The organism is Amycolatopsis camponoti (genome assembly GCF_902497555.1).
GTDB lineage: Bacteria > Actinomycetota > Actinomycetes > Mycobacteriales > Pseudonocardiaceae > Amycolatopsis > Amycolatopsis camponoti.
The window spans coordinates 526,772-548,009 of record NZ_CABVGP010000003.1 but is presented as its reverse complement, the minus strand read 5'-3'; the positions used below and the strand labels follow the sequence as shown (position 1 = coordinate 548,009).

At 70.3% G+C, this 21,238-nt stretch carries 21 protein-coding genes; 6 read left to right on the top strand and 15 right to left on the bottom strand.

Going from position 1 to position 21,238, the window contains the following annotated elements; translation table 11 throughout:
• Positions 1 to 42: 42 nt before the first annotated feature.
• The 4 genes from AA23TX_RS38960 to AA23TX_RS38950 form a co-directional block, all read right to left on the bottom strand.
• Positions 43 to 477, bottom strand: coding sequence for a DUF4395 domain-containing protein (locus AA23TX_RS38960; RefSeq protein ID WP_155547982.1), 435 nt, complete (start codon positions 475 to 477; stop codon positions 43 to 45).
• Between the two features lie 83 nt (positions 478 to 560).
• Positions 561 to 656, bottom strand: coding sequence for a putative leader peptide (locus tag AA23TX_RS51060; RefSeq protein ID WP_369334191.1), 96 nt, complete (start codon positions 654 to 656; stop codon positions 561 to 563).
• 85 nt (positions 657 to 741) lie between these two features.
• Positions 742 to 1,182, bottom strand: a complete 441-nt coding sequence (locus AA23TX_RS38955) for a TlpA family protein disulfide reductase (RefSeq protein ID WP_155547981.1) — start codon at positions 1,180 to 1,182, stop codon at positions 742 to 744.
• Between the two features lie 10 nt (positions 1,183 to 1,192).
• Positions 1,193 to 2,092, bottom strand: coding sequence for an LmeA family phospholipid-binding protein (locus AA23TX_RS38950; protein WP_155547980.1), 900 nt, complete (start codon positions 2,090 to 2,092; stop codon positions 1,193 to 1,195).
• A 152-nt stretch (positions 2,093 to 2,244) separates the two neighbouring features.
• On the opposite strand from AA23TX_RS38950, the gene AA23TX_RS38945 reads away from it, so the two are divergent.
• The 6 genes from AA23TX_RS38945 (at position 2,245) to pstB (ending at position 8,143) form a co-directional block, all read left to right on the top strand.
• Positions 2,245 to 2,991 carry a winged helix-turn-helix transcriptional regulator gene (locus AA23TX_RS38945; protein WP_196425778.1) on the top strand — a complete coding sequence of 249 codons (747 nt, stop codon included), beginning with the start codon at positions 2,245 to 2,247 and terminating at the stop codon, positions 2,989 to 2,991.
• 67 nt (positions 2,992 to 3,058) lie between these two features.
• On the top strand, positions 3,059 to 3,964 hold the full coding sequence (mshD, locus tag AA23TX_RS38940; RefSeq protein ID WP_155547979.1) for a mycothiol synthase: 906 nt from the start codon (positions 3,059 to 3,061) through the stop codon (positions 3,962 to 3,964).
• 226 nt (positions 3,965 to 4,190) lie between these two features.
• The gene (pstS, locus tag AA23TX_RS38935; protein WP_155547978.1) at positions 4,191 to 5,321 is read left to right on the top strand and encodes a phosphate ABC transporter substrate-binding protein PstS; all 1,131 of its coding nucleotides are present in this window, start codon (positions 4,191 to 4,193) and stop codon (positions 5,319 to 5,321) included.
• Between the two features lie 198 nt (positions 5,322 to 5,519).
• The gene (pstC, locus tag AA23TX_RS38930) at positions 5,520 to 6,440 is read left to right on the top strand and encodes a phosphate ABC transporter permease subunit PstC (RefSeq protein ID WP_155549351.1); all 921 of its coding nucleotides are present in this window, start codon (positions 5,520 to 5,522) and stop codon (positions 6,438 to 6,440) included.
• A 2-nt stretch (positions 6,441 to 6,442) separates the two neighbouring features.
• Positions 6,443 to 7,357, top strand: a complete 915-nt coding sequence (gene pstA / locus AA23TX_RS38925; RefSeq protein ID WP_155547977.1) for a phosphate ABC transporter permease PstA — start codon at positions 6,443 to 6,445, stop codon at positions 7,355 to 7,357.
• 9 nt (positions 7,358 to 7,366) lie between these two features.
• Entirely contained in the window at positions 7,367 to 8,143 is a 777-nt protein-coding gene (gene pstB / locus AA23TX_RS38920; RefSeq protein WP_103337881.1) for a phosphate ABC transporter ATP-binding protein PstB, read from the top strand.
• A gap of 83 nt (positions 8,144 to 8,226) precedes the next feature.
• Here pstB and AA23TX_RS38915 read toward each other — a convergent pair whose 3' ends face one another.
• The 11 genes from AA23TX_RS38915 to AA23TX_RS38865 form a co-directional block, all read right to left on the bottom strand.
• Positions 8,227 to 8,787, bottom strand: a complete 561-nt coding sequence (locus AA23TX_RS38915; protein WP_155547976.1) for a dihydrofolate reductase family protein — start codon at positions 8,785 to 8,787, stop codon at positions 8,227 to 8,229.
• 117 nt (positions 8,788 to 8,904) lie between these two features.
• A complete protein-coding gene (gene phoU, locus AA23TX_RS38910; protein ID WP_155547975.1) occupies positions 8,905 to 9,570 on the bottom strand; it encodes a phosphate signaling complex protein PhoU in 666 nt (221 codons plus the stop codon).
• 83 nt (positions 9,571 to 9,653) lie between these two features.
• Positions 9,654 to 11,090 (bottom strand): LCP family protein, encoded by a 1,437-nt coding sequence (locus AA23TX_RS51260; protein ID WP_155549350.1) that lies wholly within the window; start codon positions 11,088 to 11,090, stop codon positions 9,654 to 9,656.
• Between the two features lie 1,131 nt (positions 11,091 to 12,221).
• Positions 12,222 to 12,911, bottom strand: a complete 690-nt coding sequence (locus tag AA23TX_RS38900; RefSeq protein ID WP_155549349.1) for a GGDEF domain-containing protein — start codon at positions 12,909 to 12,911, stop codon at positions 12,222 to 12,224.
• 120 nt (positions 12,912 to 13,031) lie between these two features.
• Positions 13,032 to 13,595: an isopentenyl-diphosphate Delta-isomerase gene (idi, locus tag AA23TX_RS38895; protein WP_155547974.1), complete on the bottom strand. Its 564-nt coding sequence runs from the start codon at positions 13,593 to 13,595 to the stop codon at positions 13,032 to 13,034.
• Between the two features lie 86 nt (positions 13,596 to 13,681).
• The gene (locus AA23TX_RS38890; RefSeq protein ID WP_155547973.1) at positions 13,682 to 14,515 is read right to left on the bottom strand and encodes an alpha/beta fold hydrolase; all 834 of its coding nucleotides are present in this window, start codon (positions 14,513 to 14,515) and stop codon (positions 13,682 to 13,684) included.
• 9 nt (positions 14,516 to 14,524) lie between these two features.
• The gene (locus tag AA23TX_RS38885) at positions 14,525 to 17,527 is read right to left on the bottom strand and encodes an NACHT domain-containing protein (protein WP_155547972.1); all 3,003 of its coding nucleotides are present in this window, start codon (positions 17,525 to 17,527) and stop codon (positions 14,525 to 14,527) included.
• 9 nt (positions 17,528 to 17,536) lie between these two features.
• Complete coding sequence (locus AA23TX_RS38880) at positions 17,537 to 18,064, bottom strand: cysteine hydrolase family protein (RefSeq protein WP_155547971.1); 528 nt, start codon at positions 18,062 to 18,064, stop codon at positions 17,537 to 17,539.
• Entirely contained in the window at positions 18,061 to 19,500 is a 1,440-nt protein-coding gene (locus AA23TX_RS38875) for a purine-cytosine permease family protein (RefSeq protein WP_155547970.1), read from the bottom strand. The genes AA23TX_RS38880 and AA23TX_RS38875 overlap by 4 nt, the downstream gene beginning before the upstream one ends.
• A 16-nt stretch (positions 19,501 to 19,516) precedes the next feature.
• Positions 19,517 to 20,536: an ADP-ribosylglycohydrolase family protein gene (locus tag AA23TX_RS38870; RefSeq protein ID WP_155547969.1), complete on the bottom strand. Its 1,020-nt coding sequence runs from the start codon at positions 20,534 to 20,536 to the stop codon at positions 19,517 to 19,519.
• Positions 20,533 to 21,225 (bottom strand): GntR family transcriptional regulator, encoded by a 693-nt coding sequence (locus AA23TX_RS38865; protein ID WP_196425777.1) that lies wholly within the window; start codon positions 21,223 to 21,225, stop codon positions 20,533 to 20,535. The genes AA23TX_RS38870 and AA23TX_RS38865 overlap by 4 nt, the downstream gene beginning before the upstream one ends.
• Between the last annotated feature and the right edge of the window lie 13 nt (positions 21,226 to 21,238).

Here is a 21,238-nt window from a genome sequence, read left to right as displayed (position 1 = left end):
AGCGCCTTCCGTTGAGGGTGGTGGCGGGGGCATGGATGGACTTCAGGACGACGCGCGGGCGGGACTGAAGCGTTTGATCAGCAAGAACATTTCGCAGCCGAGGCAGAAGTCGAAGGCCGCGTTGAGGAAGGCCGCGAAGAGCGCGAACGCCGTCGCGACGATGCCGAGCGGGGCGAGGTCGAGCGCGAACCCGATCGTGCCGACGAGCGCGAACACGAACCCGACGGCCTGGGCGAACCGCAGCGGCGCCGCGTCCTCCCGCTCGTCGGTCGGGCCGAGGCGCGGGGCGACGAGCGTGCGGTACACGATCGAGTAAGGCGCCGGCTTCAGTCCGACGAACGCGCCGATGGCGAACACGACGGTCTGGATCGCCAGCAGCGGCCACCACTGGGTGACCAGGACGACCGCGAGCACGATCGTGGTCAGGATGGCGGCGAAGCGCGGGCCCCGCGGGTCGACGGCCGGTCCGGCGGACATGGTTCCTCCAGCTGGAGCAGAGGGGGGTGCGTGCGAACGGCACGCTTCAGCGACATCAAGGCTGGGGTGAAACCGGACGTGCTTCAGCGCCGGTCGGAGTGGGTGCGACACAGGCTGCTGCGGACGCGGCAGAGGTCCACTGCGCGTCGCTGCGTCAAGAAGGTGTTCAGCCCGGTCACGGGTGCGAGGGTACCCAGAGCTCCCTCAGGGTGGGAACCACGTTCATACCTTGGGACGATTCCCGACGCGTGGGACACGTCCTGGTCAGGGCGTCCGGGTCGTGAGATGAGGCCTCAGCGCGTCCATCAGCTCGGGGCCCTTGGGGACGCCGCCGACGCGCAGCAGCTCCCGGCCGTCCGGGGTCAGCGCGATCGTGGTCGGCGTCCGCAGCACGGAGAGGGACTGCGCGACCTCGGGCTGGTTCGTCACGTCGAGCTCGACGTGGTGCAGGCCGTCGGTCCGCTCGGCCAGCGGCTCGAGCACGGCCTTCGCGTGCCGGCACGGCGCGCAGAAGGTGGTGGAGATCTGGACCAGCGTCACGGCGGACGCCGGGTCGAGGACGTCGGTGACGGGGCCGGGCAGCGCACGGGCCGGAACCTCGGCTTCGGGCTTGGCCACGCGCACCCGGCCGTTGCGGGCCTTCAGCAGCGCGCCGACCGCGAGCCCGGCCACCAGCACCGCCACGAGCACCCACAGCCCCGTCACCGGTCGCCTCCTACTTGCTCAGCTCCGCGAACGACACGTCCGTCGCCTCGCCCTTGATCGTCACCGACCCGCTCTGCACCCGCACGCCGGTCGGGGTGACCGACAGCGGCAGGTCCTTGGTGTTGATCGACGCGCTGAAGTTCGGCATCAGCGCTTTCTGCACCGCTGACGGAACGATGGTGGTCTCCTGGTCATTCCCGAACTGCAGCCGCTTGGGGATGAACCTGATCGCCCCGCCCTTCGCGTCGGCCTCGATCATCGCGAAGCAGAAGATTTCCAGATCCTTGCCCGCGAACGGAAGGTGTCCCGAAATGCGGACACCGGTGCTCGACTGGTCCTGGTCGGCCTGTCCCTCGGTGGTGGTCGTCGGAGTCGGCGTCGGCTCGCTCTGCCCGCTGTCGCCGTTCTCGACGTAGTCCGTGGTCGCCGGCTCGATCCGCAGGTCCTTGATCTTGTCCAGCGGCGAGACGCGCGCCAGGTCGGCGGCCTTGATGGTGACGGCGCCGGTCAGCTTGCCGATCTTGATCGCCTTCGTGTTGCCGCTCGTGAGGTCCGACAGCGGCGCGGTGACGTCCTCGAGCTCGGCGTTGAGCGCGACGTCCTGGAGCTTGTCGCCGACGGGGACACCGGCCGCGGACACGCTGATGTGACTGTAGTCACCGCCCAGCGCCTGCGTGAGGAACGGGAAGCCGTGGATCGTCACCGAGGGGTCGTCGGTCAGCTGGAGCTGCGTCCGCGCCTTCTGGGAGATCGTGTGCTCGGCGAAGGCCGCGGCGCCGAAGTCGGCGCCGACCAGCAGCAGCACCAGCACGACGAGAGCGATCACCCAGCGCCGTGCCCGGCGTCCGCGGCGCCGCGCGTCCGGCCTCGGTGCGGGTCGGTCGTCCCGGGTCACGGGCCTGCTCACCATCGCGTCCGTACTCCTGTTCGTCGGGTCCACCGGAGTTTCTCCAGGTGTGATCGATCCAGCAAGGGTTAGGTGCCGGGCGGTCGAGCCGCTATTCTCACTTAGCACCGAACAACGCCACCGTGCGGCGACGATTTGTGAAGGCGGTGCGGCTCATGAGCCTGGACCTTCTGGTGTTGACTGCGGAAGCCGATGCCACTTCGGTGCTTCCCGCGCTGGACCTGCTGCCGCACACCGTACGCGTCCGCCCTCCCGAGGTGACGGCCCTGCTCGACGCGGGCCACCGCGACGTGATCGTGCTGGACGCCCGCAGCGACCTGGCCTCGGCGAAGAGCCTTTGCCGCCTGCTCAAGGGCGCCGGCGAAGAGGAAGCGTCCACCCCGATCATCGCGGTCGTCGGCGAAGGCGGCCTCGTCGCGGTGAGTGCCGAGTGGCGCACCGACGACATCCTGCTGCCCACCGCGGGTCCGGCCGAGGTCGACGCGCGGCTGCGGCTGGTGACGACCCGCGACGGCGGTTCCGCCCAGGTCGAGGCCGAGCTGCGGGTCGGCGAGCTGGTCATCGACGAGGCGACCTACACCGCCCGCCTGCGCAAGCGCACCCTCGAACTGACCTACAAGGAGTTCGAGCTGCTCAAGTACCTCGCGCAGCACGCCGGCCGGGTGTTCACCCGCGCCCAGCTGCTGCAGGAGGTCTGGGGCTACGACTTCTTCGGCGGCACCCGCACGGTCGACGTCCACGTGCGGCGGCTGCGCGCCAAGCTCGGCCCCGAGCACGAGCAGATGATCGGCACCGTGCGCAACGTCGGCTACAAGTTCGAGCGGCCCGCCAAGGGCGGCGCGCGGCCGAGCGTGCCCGCGCAGGCCGAAGCCCCGGCCGAGACCCCCGAACTCGCGCGCTGACCGTCCCACGTTCACCAGGACGCGCTGACAGCCGTCGAGTTGCCTCCTCCGGCGGTACGGTCGCAGGGTGAGCGGAGACGGCGAATGGCGCCAGGAACTGGACGAGCAGCAGCTCGAGGACGTGCGTGGGCTGCTGCTGGCCGTGCGCGAGGCCGACGGGCGGCCCGAGACCGAACCCGAGGGGCCGCTGCCCGGTGAGTTCGACGGCGGTGAGCACCTCGTCGCCTGCGTCGAAGGCGAGGTCGTCGGCTACGCCCACCTCGACACCACGGGCGACTCCTTCGGGCACCAGGTCGCCGAGCTGTTCGTGCACCCCGCCCACCGCAACCGCGGCTACGGCGCGAAGCTCCTCCAGGCCGTCGACGAGCGCGCCGCGGTCGGGTTCCGCATCTGGGCCCACGGCGACCACCCGGCGGCGCGGCAGCTGGCCGTGCGCACCGGCCTGGAGCGCAAGCGCGAGCTGCTGATCCTGCACACCGACGTCGAGGGCGCCGACTGGCCGGAGCCGCGGCTGCGCGACGGCGTCTCGCTGCGGACGTTCGTCCCGGGGCAGGACGAGGACGCCGTCATCCGCGTCAACGCGCTGGCCTTCGACTGGCACCCCGAGCAGGGCGCGCTGACCGTCGAGGACCTCCGCGCGGACGAGGACCGGCCGTGGTTCGACCCGGACGGCTTCTTCCTCGCCGAGCAGGGCGGCGAGGTGATCGGCTTCCACTGGACGAAGGTCCACGAGGCGACGCCGGGCCGCTTCGACGGTGAGCGCGTCGGCGAGGTCTACGTCGTCGGCGTCGACCCGGCGGCGCAGGGCGGCGGGCTCGGCCGGGCGCTGACACTCGCCGGGCTGCGGTACCTCGCGGGCCGCGGGCTGCGGCAGATCATCCTGTACGTCGAGGGCGACAACGCCCCGGCGCTCGCCGTTTACACCAAGCTCGGGTTCACACGTCACGAAACCGACGTCCAGTACGGTCGGTGACCACGATGGACACCGCGCGAACAGTCCGTCACGGTGTGCGAACGCGCAGGTCACGGCCGGGACACGGCACCCTATCGGGCTAGTAGCACTGCTCACATCCTGGGCCTTGTTCACTTCGCGTTCATTTGTTCACGGCCGACCGTCCACCAGGGCTGCCTAATGTCCGGATCCGGCGCGGCAGCACAGCCGCGACGACCCGGTCAAGCTCCTGATGGAGGAAACAGCAGTGAAGATCATGCGGCCCCTGAGCGCGGTGGGCATCGTCGCGAGCGCCGCCCTCGTGCTCGCCGCCTGTGGTTCCGACCCCGCGGCGTCCAACAGCGGCAGCTCGAACTCGGCTTCGGCACCCGCTGCCACCGGCACCGCCGACGTGGAGTGCGGTGGCAAGAGCCCGCTCTCCGCGGAAGGTTCGTCGGCCCAGAAGAACGCCATCGACATCTTCACGCAGCAGTTCAGCAAGAAGTGCGCCGGCCAGCAGGTCAACTACAACCCGAGTGGCTCGGGCGCCGGCGTCAAGCAGTTCAACGCCAACCAGATCGACTTCGGCGGCTCGGACTCGCCGATCAAGGACGCCGACGCCGCGGCCGCCAAGGCCCGCTGCGCCAGCGACGCCTGGAACATCCCGCTCGTCGTCGGCCCGATCGCGGTCGCCTACAAGCTGTCCGGCGTGGACAAGCTGACGCTGACCCCGTCGGTGACCGCCAAGATCTTCAGCGGTGGCATCACCAAGTGGAACGACCCGGCCATCAAGGCGGTCAAGGGCAACGAGAGCCTGAACCTGCCGGACAAGCCGATCCAGGTCGTCTCCCGCGCCGACGAGTCGGGCACCACCGACAACTTCCAGAAGTACCTGGGCGCGGCCGCGAAGGCCGACTGGACCAAGGGTGCCGGCAAGAAGTTCAACGGTGGCGTCGGCAACGGTGCGCAGGGCTCCAACGGCGTCGCGACCGCGGTGAAGGCCTCCGACGGCGGCATCACCTACGTCGAGGGCGCGTTCGCCAAGGACGGCCTGACCCCGGCCCTCATCGACAGCGGCTCCGGCGGCGTCGAGCTCAACGCGGCGAACGTGGCGAAGTCCCTCGACGCGGCGAAGTTCCTCAAGGACGGCTCGAACGACCTCGCGCTCGACCTGAACGGCATCTACGCCAGCAACACCGCGGGTGCCTACCCGCTGCTGCTGACGACCTACGAGATCGTCTGCTCGAAGTACGCGAACCCGGACGTCGCGAAGGCCGTCAAGGCGTTCCTGACGGTGGCCGCCACCGACGGTCAGCAGCCGCTGTCCGCCAAGGGCTACGTGCCGATCCCGCAGTCGCTGCAGACCAAGGTCCTAGCCGCGGTCAAGGCGATTTCCTGAACCGGCGTTGCGACTGATATCCGAGTGATAGAGGCTGGTCAGAGCTAGCTGATGAGCGAGTCATCCTCGACGCGAACGCCCACCGGCGACCCCGGTGGGCGTTCGTCGTCCGCCACGACGCCCCCGGAGGTCCCGATTTCGGAGCAAGCAGCCCCGCCGGCGGCGCCCCAGCCGCCCGCGAGCGAGAAACCGAAGAAGGTGCGGCCCGGTGACCGCATCTTCCAGAACCTGACCACCGGGGCCGGGATCTTCGTCGTCGCCCTGATCGGCCTGATCGGGCTCTTCCTGCTCATCCAGGCGATCCCCGCGTTGCAGGCCAACAAGGGCAACTTCCTGACCAACCACGGTTGGTCGACCAACGACCCCGCGAACATGTCGTTCGGCATCCTCGACCTCCTCGAGGTCACGGTGGCGACGTCGCTCGTGGCGCTGATCATCGCGATGCCGGTGTCGCTGGGCATCGCGCTTTTCCTGACCCAGTACGCACCGAAGCGGCTGGCGCGGCCGTTCGCGTACGTCATCGACCTGCTCGCCGCGGTGCCGTCGATCATCTTCGGCCTGTGGGGCATCCTCGTGTTCGCCCCGGCGATCGAGCCGTTCTCGCAGTGGATCAACGACACGTTCTCGTGGTTCCCGCTGCTGGCGCCGGGCAACGTCGCGCCGAGCGTGCGCGGCACGATCTTCACCGCCGGCATCGTGCTGGCCGTGATGATCCTGCCGATCATCACGTCGCTCTCGCGCGAGGTCTTCGAGCGCACGCCGACCCCGCACCTCGAGGGCGCGCTGGCGCTGGGCGCCACCCGCTGGGAGGTCATCCGCACCACGGTGCTCCCGTTCGGCAAGGCCGGTTACGTCGGCGCGTCGATGCTCGGCCTCGGCCGCGCGCTCGGCGAGACGATCGCGCTGGCCGTCATCCTGCTCATCCCGCAGGGCCGGAACTTCGACTGGAGCCTCTTCGACGGCGGCGCCACCTTCGCGTCGAAGATCGCCGCGAACTACAGCGAGTTCAACAACGAGATCTCGGCCGGCGCGTACATCGCCGCGGGCCTGGTGCTGTTCGTGCTCACGTTCCTCGTCAACTTCGCGGCCCGGTCCGTCATCGGCAAGAAGGGAGAGTGAGCATGACCACCACGCTCGAAGCCCCTGCCACGACGCCCGCGTTCCAGCAGGTCAGCTTGGCTCGCAAGTTCAAGAACGGGCTGGCGACCACGCTGGTCTGGCTGTCGTTCCTGATCGCCGTCGTCCCGCTGGTGTGGGTGCTCTACACGGTCATCGCGAACGGCATCAAGCGCATCCCGTACAGCAACTGGTGGTCGCAGGACCTGGGCAACTTCCTGTCCGACGAGGTCGGCGGCGGTGTCCTGCACGCGATCATCGGCAGCCTGCTGCAGGGCCTCGTCTGCGCGATCATCGCGGTGCCGATCGGCATGCTCGTCGCGATCTACCTCGTGGAGTACGGCCGGGGCAAGCTCATGAAGGCCACCACCTTCATGGTCGACATCCTCTCCGGTGTCCCCTCGATCGTCGCCGCGCTGTTCATCTACGCGCTCTGGATCACCACGTTCGGCCTGCCGCGCAGCGGTTTCGCCGTGTCGCTGGCCCTGGTGCTGCTGATGATCCCGGTGGTCGTCCGCTCGTCGGAGGAGATGCTGCGGATCGTCCCGGACGACCTGCGTGAAGCTTCCTACGCGCTGGGTGTGCCGAAGTGGAAGACGATCGTGAAGATCGTGCTGCCGACGGCCCTGTCCGGGATCATCGGCGGCATCATGATGGCGCTGGCCCGGGTGATGGGCGAGACCGCGCCGCTGCTGGTCCTGGTCGGGTATTCCGCCTACACGAACTGGGACATCTTCAGCGGCGAGCAGGCGGCGCTCCCGCTGCTGATGAACAACGAGCGCGTCACCAACTCGATGGACCCGGGCTCGGTCGGCTTCGACCGGATCTGGGGCGCGGCCCTGACCCTGGTGCTCATCATCGCGATCATCAACCTCCTCGCCACCGTGTTCGCGCGCCTTGTCGCCCCGAAGAAGAAGTGAGCTGTAGCCATGGCAAAGCGAATCGACGTCAAGGACGTGGACATCTACTACGGCAAGTTCCACGCCGTCGACGGTGTCACCCTGTCCGTGCCGCCGCGCAACGTCACCGCGTTCATCGGCCCGTCGGGCTGCGGCAAGTCGACGGTGCTCCGCACGCTCAACCGCATGCACGAGGTCATCCCCGGCGCCCGCGTCGAGGGTGACGTCCTGCTGGACGGCGAGAACATCTACGCCTCGGCCGTCGACCCGGTCCAGGTCCGCCGCACGATCGGCATGGTGTTCCAGCGCCCCAACCCGTTCCCGACGATGTCCATCAAGGACAACGTCGTCGCGGGCCTGAAGCTGGGCGGCACCAAGGGCAAGAAGACCCTCGACGACATCGCCGAGCGCGCCCTGCGCGGCGCGAACCTGTGGAACGAGGTCAAGGACCGCCTCAACAAGCCGGGCGGCGGGCTGTCCGGTGGTCAGCAGCAGCGCCTGTGCATCGCCCGCGCGATCGCGGTGCAGCCGGACGTCCTGCTGATGGACGAGCCGTGCTCGGCGCTGGACCCGATCTCGACGCTGGCGATCGAGGACCTGATCGGGGAGCTGAAGAAGGACTACACGATCGTCATCGTCACGCACAACATGCAGCAGGCGGCGCGGGTTTCCGACCAGACGGCGTTCTTCAACCTGGCCGGCGTGGGGCAGCCGGGGCGTCTGGTCGAGCTCAACGACACGGAGAAGATCTTCTCCAACCCGGACGAGAAGGCAACGGAAGACTACATTTCGGGGCGTTTCGGCTGAGTCGTCGTTGTGGTGGAAGGCCTTTCTCGCCCGCGCTCGGGGCAGGCGAGAAAGGCCTTCTTCTGTTTGTCCTTTGTGGATAATCAGGCCGGAAGGTACCGCAGTGTGAGGATTCCCGATTCCCACGCTTTGCTTTCCGTCAAACGCAATTCCGTGCGCCGGTGCGTGAACAACGGCTGCCCCGCGCCGATCGCCGTCGGGTAGAGCTTGATCCAGTACTCGTCCACGAGCCCCTCGCGGACGAACTGCTGCACGATCGACACCCCGCCGAAGAGGACCATGTCCTTGCCGGGCAACGCCTTCAGCTCGGCCACCGTTGCCGCGAGGTCGTCCCCGGCGAGCCGGTGCGGCGCGGCAACCTCGGTCAGTGACCGCGAGAACACCACCTGCGGCGCCGAAATCATCCACGTCGCGAAGTCGGCCAGCTCGGCCGGGCTCGCCGGGTCGTTCGCCTGGGCGCGGAAGTTCTGCTCGATGCCGTGGTGGAAGTTCCGGCCCGTCAGGATCGTGTCGCACCGGGAGCGCATCTCGTCCGACAGGGCGATGTTCATCTCCGGGTCGAACCGCATCCAGTCCAGCTCGCCCGCCGGGCCGGCCAGGTGGCCGTCGAGGGTCAGGTTGACGTAGGCGATGACGTTGCGCATGGCCGGCTCCTTCGTGAGGGTGCTGTCACCCGTTGAGAGACACCCGCGCCGCGAAACTCATCGGTCTCCACGAAAAAAGCCCCTGACCAGGTGGTCAGGGGCCCTTTCGAGGATTGCTCAGATGTCGTCGTCGGAGCCGTAGCCCGGCATCTTGCCGGTCACCACGAAGATCATCCGCTTCGCCACCGACACCGCGTGGTCGGCGTAGCGCTCGTAGAAGCGGCCCAGCAGCGTCACGTCGACCGCCGCGGCCACACCGTGCGGCCACTCGCGGTCCATCAGGACCGTGAACAGGTGGCGGTGGATGTCGTCCACCTGGTCGTCGTCGGACTCGAGCGTCTTCGCCGCTTCGACGTCCTTCGTCTTGATGACCTGCTCGGTCGACCGGGCCAGCTTCACCGCGACCTCGCCCATCTCGGCGAAGTACGGCCGCACGGCCTCCGGCAGCACCGGGTCGGGGTGGCGGCGCCGGGCGGCCTTCGCCACGTGCAGCGCCAGATCGCCCATCCGCTCCAGGCTTTCCGCGGCGTGGATCGCCGCCAGCACGGTGCGCAGATCGGTCGCCACGGGCGCCTGCAGGGCGAGCAGGGCGTACGCCTGCTCCTCGCACTGGGCCCGGGCGTCGTCGACCTTCACGTCGTCGCTGATGACCTGCTCGGCGAGACCGAGGTCGACCTCCAGCAGGGCGCGCGTGGCACGCTCCATGGCGTCGGCGACCTGGACCGACATCCCGGCCAGATTGACGGCAAGCTGTTCGAGTTCGACATGGTAAGCCTCACGCATGGCCCAACCCTACGGCCAACCGTGGCCAAACACCTCATCGCCGGGTGAACCGCACGTGAACCCGGACTAACAATCCTCGCGGATCAGCCCGTGGTGCTCGTCTTCTTGCTCGTGCTCGTCGTCGACTTGGATGTGGTCTTGGACGACGACTTCGACGTACTGGTCGGCGGGGCCTGCTCGCTCGGCGGGACGGGCGCGTTGGGGTCCGGCAGCTGGGTGTTGTTGCGCAGCGCGTCGAAGAGGGCCTTCGTCTTGCTGCGGACGAGAACCTCGTTGCCGCGGCTGTTGGCCTCACCGGTCGTCGGCACGGTCAGGAACGAGATCTTCGACTGGTCCATGCCCTTCATCGACTGCGCCAGCGTCATCATCTGCTTGACGCCGAGGTTGTCGCCGAAGGTCGCCTTCGCGAAGGCCGTGATGAAGTCGCTGAGCTTGCCGGGGTCGAGCACGACGTCCGACGACATGACCTTCTTGAGCAGCGCGCCGATGAACTCCTGCTGCCGCTTGATCCGGCCGTAGTCCGAGGTCGGGTCGCCCTTGACGTGCCGGGCGCGCACGAAGTTCAGCGCCTGGTCACCGGAGATCGTGACGTCCCCGGTCTCCAGCAGCACCTTGCCGAGGATGCCGTCGTCGATCGGCTTCTCGTTGTGCACGGTGACGCCGTGCACGGCGTCGACCATCTCCTTGAAGCCGTTGAAGTCGATGCCGACGAAGTGGTTGATCCGCAGGCCGGTGATCTGCTGGATCACCTTGGTGACGCACGCCGGGCCGCCGACCGCGTAGGCGGTGTTGAGCTTCGCGATCTTCTGGCCGGGGAAGACCTCGTCGGTAGTCTTGTTCTGCGCCGGGTCCCACTTCTGGCAGTCCGGCCGGTTGATCTCGAGGTCGCGCGGGAACGACGTGACGACGACCCGCTTCCGGTCGGCCGGGACGTGCGCCACCATCACGGTGTCGCTCCGGGCGCCCGGAGTGCTGTCCGCGGTGCCGACGCCTTCCTCGGCGGTCGCACCGTCGCGGCTGTCCGAGCCCACCATGAGGAAGTTCTCGTCGTTGGCCTGCGCGTCGGCGTCCTGGATGTCGGACGAGTTCTCGTCGAGCGCGGAGACCTGGGTGAACTTGGCGTCGAAGTAGGTCTGGGCGCCCCACGCGCCCCCGATGCCGAGGAACACGAGCCCGGCGACGACGGCCGCGGCGATCCGGCCGAACCGGACCGAGCGCTCGATCTTCCGGGCCTTCTTCTCCTGCAGCCGGGTCTGCTCGGCCTGCTCGGCATCTTCTTCGGGCGACGGCACCGGGGTGACGACGCGCTGAAGCGCCGTTCGCGTGCTCTCGATGAGCGAAGCGGGCGAGAGCCGCTCACGGCGTTCGCGCCGCTTCGCCTCCTCGGCGTTCATCTCGTCGTGCGCGGCCGAGAACCGGGCGAGGGTGTGGTCGATCTTGCGGCGGTACTGCGTCGCCTCGTCGATCGCTTCCATCTCGTCGGTCATGGTCAGCGGGTCCAGCTCGGCGCGCGGGGGCACCGCGCCCGGACGGCGCTTCGGGGCGTCGCCGGCGGACCGGCTCGACGCGGCCGCTTCGGGTGCCTCCGCGTCCGGGCGCTGGGGCGCCGGCGAGTCCGGCGTCGGCCGCCTGCGCGCGGGTGCTTCGGGTGCGACGGCGTCGGCCGGCCGGCGGGGTGCGGCCCCGTCGGGGGTGGCCGCGGCGCGGCGGGGTGCCTCGGCGGCGGGACGCTGGGGCGCGGGTCCGTCGGCCGGAGGGCGCTGGCGGGCGGGACGGGGTGCGGCACCGCCGTCGGCCGGGACTCCGGCGGCGCGCTGCCGGGCGCTGTCCGGGCGAGGGGCGGCGTCGGGAGCGGTGGCCGCGCGCTGACGGGGGCTGTCCGGGCGGGGTGCGACGCCCTCGGCCGCCGGGCGCTGACGAGCGGCGCTGTCGGGGCGGCGGGGTGCCTCGTCGGCGGGGCGCTGGGGCGCGGCGCCGTCAGGACCGGCCGCGGGACGGCGGAGGCGCCGGGGCGGCTGTGCCGCGGCCGACGTCTGCTGCGCGCCCGGGTTCACGGCCGGCGGGCGGCGCTGGAGCGGGGCCTCGGGCAGCGGGGCGGCGGCCGTCGTGCGGCGTGGCTGCCGCGGCCGCGGCGGGCGCGGTTGACGAGTGGCGTCCGTGGGTACTGGGTTCTCGGCGGGCGGCTGCGGTGCCCGCGAGCGCGGCTGAGTGCCCCGTGCCGGAGCCGGGGGTTCGGCGGGTCGCGCCCGGTGTCCGGGCTGGTCGGGACGGTCCTCGCGCGGCGGGACCGGGCGAACGCCGGTGGACTTGGCGACGACGTCCGAGACGCTGATCCCGCCCTGGTCCTCCATCGACCGGCGTCTGCCGGTCCGGGGCCGCGCGGGACCGTCCGAACGGCGACCGGTTCCCGGGCTGTCGTGCTCGTCCGGCACTCGGTCTCCTTTCGCGCGATCGAAGGCGGGTGGTACTTGGCCGTCTTCCCCCGCGAGAGGTGATCGTTCTCCGGGAGGTTTTCGTTATCGTACGGATACCCCCCGTTCGTGACGACACCCTCCCGGAATTTTCTTCACCTTGAGTCGACGAACGGCCGCTGGCCGTCGACAAACGGGTGAAGGGTGCCCGCAGCTTTCCGGGGTAATGCGGCGTTTACGTTACTCAGAGTGGGTTATTAACTGCGTGCTTTGCGCGTCGTGATAGGCGACTTTGTTCCGCCCGGCGCGTTTCGCCGCGTAAAGCAGGTCGTCGGCACTGCGCAGCTGGCGCTCGGGCGGCGTCGGGGCGTCGGGGCCCTCGTGGGCGAGCCCGGCGCTGATGGTCACGTGCAGCCCCGGCTGGAGTTCTGACCAGGGGTGACGGGCGACGCGCACCCGGGCGGCGTCGACGATGCGGACCGCGTCCCCCGCGTCGACGCCGGGCAGCCACAGTACGAACTCCTCGCCGCCGTAGCGGGCGCAGAAGCCGTCCGGCGGCAACCCCTCCTGGAGCAAGTCGGCCACCCGCCGGAGGACGCGGTCGCCGACGAGGTGACCGTACGTGTCGTTCACGCGCTTGAAGCGGTCGAGATCGACGAGCGCGATGCCCAACGCCGGCCGCGGCCGGGCGGGCCGCCGATCGGCGAACGGTCCGTACAAGCGCTCGTCGAGGTAGCGCCGGTTGTAGCTCGACGTCAGCACGTCGCGCAGGCTGCCGTCGCGCGCGATGTCCAGCGCGGAGCGAAGGTGCTGGTAGGCACGCCGCCAGTCGCCCTGGGTCGCGAAGAGGGTGGCGACGGCCTCGTGGAGGCGCAGCAGGTCCGGCGGCTGCGGGCTCCGGCGCAGCACGCCTTCGTCCCCGGCGACCATGCCCACCTCCACCACGCATTGGTTGTCGTCGTCGTGGAGGCCGTGCTTGAGGCGCGGGTGCGGACGAAGGTGAATTTCGCTCAAACGGGACTACGACAGTGACGCTCCGGAGTTTTGGCGTCAGAGTCCGGAGAACGGCTCGATGCCCTTGAGCTGGGAGAACTGGTCTTTGGCCCAGTAACTCACATTAGCCGTCTCGTCGTTCAGTAGCTCCTGGTAGTCGGTCCAGGCGACCCATCGCCAGTCGCCGACCTCGGCCGGGTTCGGCTCGGGCTCGGCGTCGGCCCAGGCGGCGAAGACCGGGCAGAACTCGTTCTCGACGATCCCCTGGAACGGCGGCGTCCGGTAGCGGTAGCTCGGCAGCACGCAGCGCAGCCCGGACAGCGACGGCAGCCCGATCTCGTAGGCCGCGCGCCGGCGGACGGCGTCCTCGAGGGACTCGCCGGGGGCGGGGTGCCCGCAGACGCTGTTCGTCCAGACCCCCGGCCAGACCTTCTTGTGCAGGGCGCGCTGGGTGATCAGCAGCGCGTTGTCGCCGCGTCGCAGGACGTAGCAGGAAAAGGCGAGGTGCAACCGGGTGTGCTCGTGGTGACTCGCCAGCTTCGGGCCGGTCTCGCCGGTGGGCACGCCGTCCTCGGTGACGAAGACGACCTGCTCGGTCTCGGGTTCGGTCGCGGTGTCCACAGGCCCAGTGAACACGACGGGCGGGAGGGCCTCGTACCGCGAGCCGGGTGGGTTACGGGCGCTCCGCCCGGCCGGGTGACGGGCCGTCACCACGCGTCGAGGTGCTCGACGATGAGCGAGGTGACGACCTCCGGCGCCTCTTCCGGCACCCAGTGCGTGACGTCTTCGACCATTTCGAACCGGAAGGGCCCGGTGACCCGGTTCGCGGTGTCGAGCGCGGCGGTCGAGCCGAACGAAACGTCCTCGGTGCTCCAGATGTACAGCGTCGGCACGGAGATCTTGCCGATCTTCCCGCCGGGCCGGCCGCCGCGGTACCAGTTGAGGGCCGCGGCGAGCGCCCCCGGCTCGGACAGCCGCCGCACGTACTCGTCGATCTTGCTCGGTGACACGCGTCGCTCGAACATGTCCCGCAGCGCACGGGCGTCGTTCTCCAGCATCTTGCGCTCGGTGACGCGGGTCTGCCGCCACTCGGTCATGTAGCGCGACCGCAGGTGCTGGTCTTCGTCGGTCTTCATGGCCTCGGCGAGCGCGGCGGGGTGCGGCGTGGAGACGACGGCGAGGCTGCGCAGGCGTTCGGGGTGCGCGTCGGCGGTCCACCAGGCGACGGCCCCACCCCAGTCGTGGCCGACGAGGTCGAACTTCGGCCAGCCGAGCCGGTCGGCGATGGCGACGACGTCCCCGACGAGGTGATCGATCGAGTAGTCGCCGGCCGGCTCGGGCCGCACCCCGGGCGAGTAGCCCCGCTGATCCGGCGCGACGGCCCGGTACCCGAGCACCCCGAGGGTGGCAACCTGGTGCTCCCACTCGACGGCGGCTTCGGGAAAGCCGTGCAGCAGCAGCACGGGCCGCCCGTCTTCGGGCCCGGCGGCGATGGCGTCGAAGGAACCGGCTTCCGTGGGGATGCTGATGTGGTCGATCACGGCCCGAATCTACTTGCCGCGCCCGAGCCGCTTGACTTCGCACCCGGGCCCCAGCAGCTCCTCGCCGACGAGGTGGGCCTCGAAGTTGACGATCACGATGAGGTCGGTCCGGCCGGCCAGGGGAGTCAGGTCGATCTCGCCAACTCCCAGCAAACCCAGTAACCGCAATGAGGTCAGCGACGGAAGCACGGTGAGGTCGACCTCGGGGCAGTTGACGAAAGTGAGCTCGGTCAGGCCGCGGGACCAGTCGGCGAGGACGTGCACGTCCCGCAGACGTGGGCAGTTTTCGAAGCGAAGCCTGCGCGGATTGTTCAAAAAGGACAGACGGCTGAGGTCTTCGATGCCGAAGACCTGGTTCAAGGTCAGCTCGGGCACCAGACGCAAGGGGGCTAGCTCAGCCAGCTGGTCGAGATCGAGGTAGCTCAGCTTGAGCCTCTTCAGGTTCGGCAGTTCGGCCAGCCGTGACCACCCGTGCGTCTTCAGCACGACCTCGATCGTGCGCAGGGCGGGGATCCCGGCGAGTGGTCCGAGGTCCGTCGACGCGGTGGACATGCTGCCCGTCAAGGTGAGGCGTTCCAGCGAGGTGCCGACGAGCGGCCGTAGGTCGAACTCGCCCGGGTCGGTGACGTCGACGCTTTTCAGCCGGGGGAGATCCCGGACGAAGCCGAGGTCGCTGTGAGCTTCAACGAACCAGCAGCGGAGGTGTTCGAGGTGGCTCAGGTGCTCGAGGCCGGCCAGGTCCGCCGGATCGTCGATCGACAGGCGCTGGATCGGCAAGCCGGCCAGCACGCGTTCGGCGAACTCGGCCGGATCGAATCTCTTCCGGGCTTTGACCAGCGCGTCCACCACAACCTTCTCCTCGGCCCGGCGGTAGCGAGTCAGCAGCTCCAATGCGCCCGGGCCGCCGATCGACGCGATCGCGTGGACGGTCGCCGCGGTGGAGGTGGGCGTCTCGGGCTCGCAGTCGGCGAGGAGGTCCAGCACGAACTCCCCGACGGCCGCCAAGGTATCGGCTTCGGCGAAGGTGGTGGGCGGGATCAAGGTGCTCGCCCGGTCCTCGATCTCGTTCCGCAACCGTTCGCTCAACACCGGTGACGTCTCCAGGCACGCCAACGCCACCAGGTCGAGCCTCAGCCGCTCCTGCTCATCCGCGTCCCACTGGAGAATCCCGTCCAGCAACCGTTCCCGCTGGGCCGGGTGCGCGTGCCCCGCGGCCAGGACCACCACTTCGCGCCACTCGTCCAGGTGGGCGTTCGCCGTCAGGACGCCGATGTCGTCCTCTTCGACCGCAGCCTGGGCGGCCAGGTACTCCTGGAACGTCCGGTGCACGAAGTCGATCCGGCCCGGGACCGGTTCGCGCAGCACGCCGCCGCGGTCCACCAGGTGGCGGAACACCGTGTGCGGCGTGACGTCGATCTGGCCCATCGAGCGCAGCTTCGCTGCGACGCGGGCCTCGGCGTCCGGTATCGGGACGTCCGTGTGGCCGTTGCGGACCAGCCAATACGCCAGACTCCGGAGCAGCACGAGCTTTTCGGTCAGCGAAAGCCGCACGGTGGCTTCGATCCGGCGCTCGATGTCGCGGCTGTCGAGCAGCATGCGCAACGCGACGTCGTACAGCTCCATGCGGTTGTCCGGCAGGCGCCCGTTGCCCTCCTGGTGCAGGGCGCAGAGCAACGCGCACATCAGCGGGTTCTCGGCCAGGCGCCGCACCGCGCTGCGGGCGCCGATGGCCGCGATCAGGGCGTCGCCGCGGTCCGTGAGGGCCGGCATCGCCGCGTGCCAGCGCTTGACGAACGTGCGGACGTCGCGGGGCGTCATCGGCTGGAGGCGGACCTCGGTGAACCCCTCGCCACGCAGCCAGTCCGGGGCCACCGCGGCCGGGCGGGTGGTCACGACGAACCGGGCGCGCGGGAACGCGCCGACGAGTTCGCGGAGCCAGCCGCGCACCTCACGGCGGCGCTCGTCCGGCAGCTCGTCGATTCCGTCGACGAGGACGACGGCCCATCCCTTGCGCAGCCGCTTGTGCACCCACCCCGGCGGCATCTCGTCCGCGATATGCCTGCCGACCTCGTCGAGGAAGCGTTCCGGCGTGGGCAGCGGTGACTGGCTGAACCGCCGCAGCCGCACCAGGAACGGTTCCAGGCCGGCCCAGCCGTCGACACCCTGCAGCTGCCGGCTCGCGCACTGGACGGCCAGCCACTGCAGCATCGTCGTCTTGCCGGAGCCCGCCTCGCCGCGCAACAGGATCCGCCGGGTGCGAGGCAGCACGTGCTCGATCCGGTCGGCGGGCGGACCGTCGTCCTCGGCGCTGACGCTCAGGCTCAGGTACGCGACCGACAGCGGGTACAACCGGGTCGCGTCGGTGAGACCCGCGCCGAACAACGCCATCCGGTCCAGCGCCGTCACGACCTGGCGCCGGAAGTCCGCCGCGAAGTCGTCCGGGTGGCGACGTTCCGGCAGCGCCGTCAGGACGTTGCGGACCGTCTCCAGGATCTCCGTCTCCCGCCGGAGCACCTCGACCAGCGCGCCCGGCTGGAAGCGGGGCAGGGTGCTCGTCACCTGCACCAGGTACGCGCAGCACTCCCGCAGCACCCGCTGGTACAGCTCGGTCGCGTCGGCCGAAAGGAGCGTCGCGGCGCCGGGCACGGTGCGCAGCAGGTAGCGGTACAGGTAGCCGGCGTCGAGGTCGGCGTCGAAGAGGTCTTCGTCGGTCAGCGCGGCCCGGTCGAACGTGTCGTGCACCGCGTCCACCGCCGCGGCCCGCTCGTTTTCCGGCAGCGCGCGGAACTCGACGTCGATGAAAGGCAGCAGCCGGTCGGCGACGCGGGACTCGAGGTTCGTGAACAGCAGGTGGAGCTTGCGACGGTCGTTGAGGCCGGTGACCTGCTTCTCCAGCAGGTCGAACGCCTTGGCCGTGGCGTCGGCGGCGATCGGGCGGTCGCCGAGCCAGAGCTTCGCGGCGGCCTTCACGACCGCGGTCGTCAGCGCGATGGCCGAGGCTTCGAGGCTCACGAGGCGAGCCTAGCCGAGCACCTCGTCGGTCGTGGCCACCTTGACCAGCGGCCCGTACAGCCGCATGAGGTCCAGTGCCTTCGCGTGGCTCTCGTCGTCCACTCCCGCGCACGCGTCGGACACCACCGTCACCGACACGCCCGCGTCCGCCGCTGCCAGCGCCGTCGACAGCACGCAGCAGTCCGTCGAGACGCCCGCCAGCACCAGCCGGGCACCGCCGACGCGGGTCGCCAGGCGCGGGGTCCACTTGCCGAACGTCGTCGCGTCCACTGTGGACGGCGGCTGGAACTCGTCGATCACCTGGTACAGCTGATCATCCGGGGGTCGCAACGCGAACGGCCACTGCTCGTAGTACTGCTTCCACGCCCCTTCCGGGTGAGCGGGGGCGATGAACCGCGTGAACACGACGTCGTTGCCGAACGCCGTCACCAAGCGGTGGATCGGCGGGAGCACCTCGGCGAAGCGCGGGGTGAACCATTCGCTCGCCGGGGTGGCGAACACGTTCTGCAGGTCGATGACCGCCAGGACCGACCTCACGCCGCCTCCTGCGCGCGGACGCGTCGGCGCGTGAGCAGGGTGACGACGAAACCGAGTGCCAAGGCCACGAGGACGCCGAGGTTCGCGTACGCCCACGCCCCGCCACGCCCGCCGAGCCCGAACGGCTCCAGGAGGTAGCCCTGCCACTGCAGCCAGCCGGCGGCCGTGTTCGTGACCAGGCCCCAGCCGAGCGCCGTCGCCACCAGCACCAGTGCGATCGGCCCCCAGCGGACGTCGCCGTAGCGGCCGGCCGGGTCGAACAGGTCGGGCTCGGCGTAGTCGCGCCGTCGCAGCAGGACGTCCGCGAGCATCACGCCGCACCACGCCGCGACCGGCACGCCCAGCGTCACCAGGAAACCCTGGAACTGGTACAGGAACTCGCCGCCGAAGAACACGATGTAGACCGTGCCGAGCACCATCAGCACGCCGTCCACGAACGCCGCCACCGGCCGCCGCACGCGCAGCCCGGCCGACAGCAGCGCCAGCCCGGACGAGTAGATGTCCAGCACCGCGCCGCCGACCAGGCCGAGCACCGCGACGAGCGCGAACGGCACCAGGAACCACAGCGGCAGCACGGTCGTGAGCGCGCCGATCGGGTCCGTCGCGATGGCCTTGCTCAGCTCCGTCGACGAGCCGGCCAGCAGCAGCCCGAACACCAGCAGCACCAGCGGGGCCACCGACGCGCCGAACGTCGTCCAGCCGACCACGCCGCGGCTCGACGACGACCGCGGCAGGTAGCGCGAGTAGTCCGCGGCCGCGTTGACCCAGCCGAGGCCGAAGCCGGTCATCAGGAACACCAGCGCGCCGACCCACTGCTGCGCCGAGCCGGACGGCAGCGCGCTCACCGTGTCCCAGTGCACGTCCCCGACGACCAGGACGATGTAGACGACCGTGAGCACGCCGGTGATCCAGGTGATCCACGTCTGCAGCTTCATGATCGCGTCGAAGCCGAGGACGCCGGCGGCGACGATCAGCGCGGCGACGACGACCAGCGCGACCACCTTCGTCGAGGTCCCGCCGCCCCAGCCGAGGCGTTCGAAGACCGTCGACGTCGCGAGCGTCGCCAGCGCGGTGAGCACGGTTTCCCAGCCGACCGTGAGCAGCCACGAGATCGCCGACGGCAGCCGGTTGCCCCGGACACCGAAGGCCGCGCGCGAGAGCAGCATCGTCGGCGCCGACCCGCGCTTGCCCGCGATCGCGATGAACCCGCACAGCAGGAACGAGAACAGGATGCCGACGACGCCGGCGACCAGCGCCTGCCAGAAGGAGATGCCGAAGCCGAGCGTGAACGAGCCGTAGCTCAGCCCCAGCACCGAGACGTTCGCGCCGAACCACGGCCAGAACAGCTGTCGCGGACGCCCGCGGCGCTCGGCGTCGTCGATCACGTCGAGGCCGTTGGTCTCCACCTTGAGCTTCCGGGTGCCCGCTTCGGTCATGGCCCGTCCCCTGTGGTCAGTAGGTGCGCTGACTCTGCCCGGTCCGCCGTCGCAGGGCGAGCAGCTCGTCGACGAGCGGCCCGAACTCGAGCCGGTTCACGGAGAGCACAGTCTCCACGACGTCGGGGCGGAAAGCACCGACGCCGTGCGCGGCGCCGAGCATCGCGCCGCAGATCGCGGCGACGGTGTCGGTGTCGCCGCCGAGCCCGGCGGCCAGGCGCAGCGCGGCCGGCGGGTCGTCGCCCATGGCCTCGGCCAGCGCGAACGCGGCCACGACGGACTCCTGCGACGCGACCGACGTGCCGATCACCCGGGCGACCGCGTCGGCGACGGCGGCCGGCGCCATGCCCCGCACCCAGCCGCGGGCCCAGGTGATCCGGGCGGCGATCTCCCCGCCGGCCGCCCAGTGCCCGCGTTCCCCGCCGACGACCGCGGCCCGCTCGCCGGCGTCGAGCGCTTCGGCGAGGCTCGCGCCCTCGACCCCGGCGGACACGGTGGCGGCGACCGCGGCGGCGGACGCGATGCCGAGGCTGGTGTTGTGCGTGACGCGCGCGGTCGCGGCGACCGCGTCGACCAGCGCGTGGAGGTCTTCGGAGGGGGTCGCGATGCCGACCGGCGTGACGCGCATGGCGGCGCCGTTGGTCGTCCCGGTGCGGCCGGCCTCTTCGGCGGGGACGCCGTCCTGGAGGCGGGTGAGCGCGCGTTTCGTGGACGGGCCGAGGAGGTCGGCGGAGCCGCGGCGGATCATGTCCGCCTCCCAGATGAGCAGGGCGTCGGCGAAGACCTGCGGCTCGACGGTGCCGCGGCCGTCGATGAGGAGGCGGGCCAGCAGGACGGCCTGCTCGGTGTCGTCGGTGACCGACCCGGCGGGCATAGACGGCGCGACCGGCTGCTCGGCGACGGCGGTGAGCAGGCCGGTGACCGGCCCGTAGGCGGCGGCGATGGCGGCGCGGGACATGGACTGCGTCGGCATGCCGAGCGCGTCGCCGACGGCGAGGCCGGTGAACGCGCCGAGCGCCCGGTCCCGCGCGTTCACCGGTGTCCGAAGGTGAGGTGGAACTGGAACCGGTCCGGGTCCAGCAGGCTGACGACCCGCTCGACGAGCCGGCCTTCGACGTCGACCGAAGTGCGTTCGGCGCGGAGGAAGAGCTCGCCGACACCGCGGCCGAGCAGCTCGGCGTCGGCGGCGTCGAGGCGTTCGGTGCTGATCCACTGGTCACCGCCGACGGAGATCCGTCCGGCGGCTTCGAGTGTCTTGGTGAGGGAGCCGTCCCGCAGGCCGGTCTCGGGGAGGTCGGCGAGCGGGCCGTCGGCGGAGACGGTGGCGGTCTCGAGCGAGACGCCGCGATCGTGCTCCCGCCGCAGCCGCCGCACGGCGACGTAGGTCTTCTCGCCGAACTCTTCTTCGAGGGCCCGGTCTTCGACGGTCTCGATGCCGAGGAGCTGCGTGGTGACGGGCGCCCCGGCGTCGGCGAGGGCGCGGGCCCAGCCGAGCCGCTGGTCGAGCTGGACGCCGTCGAAGGTGACGAACGACCCGACGCCGGCCTGGGTGGAGATGAGCTCGAGCTGCTGGAGCTCGGAGAGGGCGCTGCGGACGGTCCCGCGGCTGACCTGGTACTGCTCGGCGAGCTGGTTCTCGCCGGGGAGACGTTCACCGTGGGCGAGCCGACCCGAGCGGATCAGGTCGGAGAGGTCGCCGACGAGCTGCTGCCGCTTGCTGTACATGTACACACCTGTA

Excerpts from the sequence above, each read along its gene's own strand:
- pstA (WP_155547977.1), top strand. The coding sequence starts at position 6,443 with ATGACCACCACGCTCGAAGCCCCTGCCACGACGCCCGCGTTCCAGCAG.
- AA23TX_RS38945 (WP_196425778.1), top strand. The coding sequence starts at position 2,245 with ATGAGCCTGGACCTTCTGGTGTTGACTGCGGAAGCCGATGCCACTTCG.
- phoU (WP_155547975.1), bottom strand. The coding sequence starts at position 9,570 with ATGCGTGAGGCTTACCATGTCGAACTCGAACAGCTTGCCGTCAATCTG.
- pstB (WP_103337881.1), top strand. The coding sequence starts at position 7,367 with ATGGCAAAGCGAATCGACGTCAAGGACGTGGACATCTACTACGGCAAG.
- AA23TX_RS38900 (WP_155549349.1), bottom strand. The coding sequence starts at position 12,911 with ATGGTCGCCGGGGACGAAGGCGTGCTGCGCCGGAGCCCGCAGCCGCCG.
- AA23TX_RS38865 (WP_196425777.1), bottom strand. The coding sequence starts at position 21,225 with ATGTACAGCAAGCGGCAGCAGCTCGTCGGCGACCTCTCCGACCTGATC.
- AA23TX_RS38950 (WP_155547980.1), bottom strand. The coding sequence starts at position 2,092 with ATGGTGAGCAGGCCCGTGACCCGGGACGACCGACCCGCACCGAGGCCG.
- AA23TX_RS38915 (WP_155547976.1), bottom strand. The coding sequence starts at position 8,787 with ATGCGCAACGTCATCGCCTACGTCAACCTGACCCTCGACGGCCACCTG.
- AA23TX_RS38960 (WP_155547982.1), bottom strand. The coding sequence starts at position 477 with ATGTCCGCCGGACCGGCCGTCGACCCGCGGGGCCCGCGCTTCGCCGCC.
- AA23TX_RS38875 (WP_155547970.1), bottom strand. The coding sequence starts at position 19,500 with ATGACCGAAGCGGGCACCCGGAAGCTCAAGGTGGAGACCAACGGCCTC.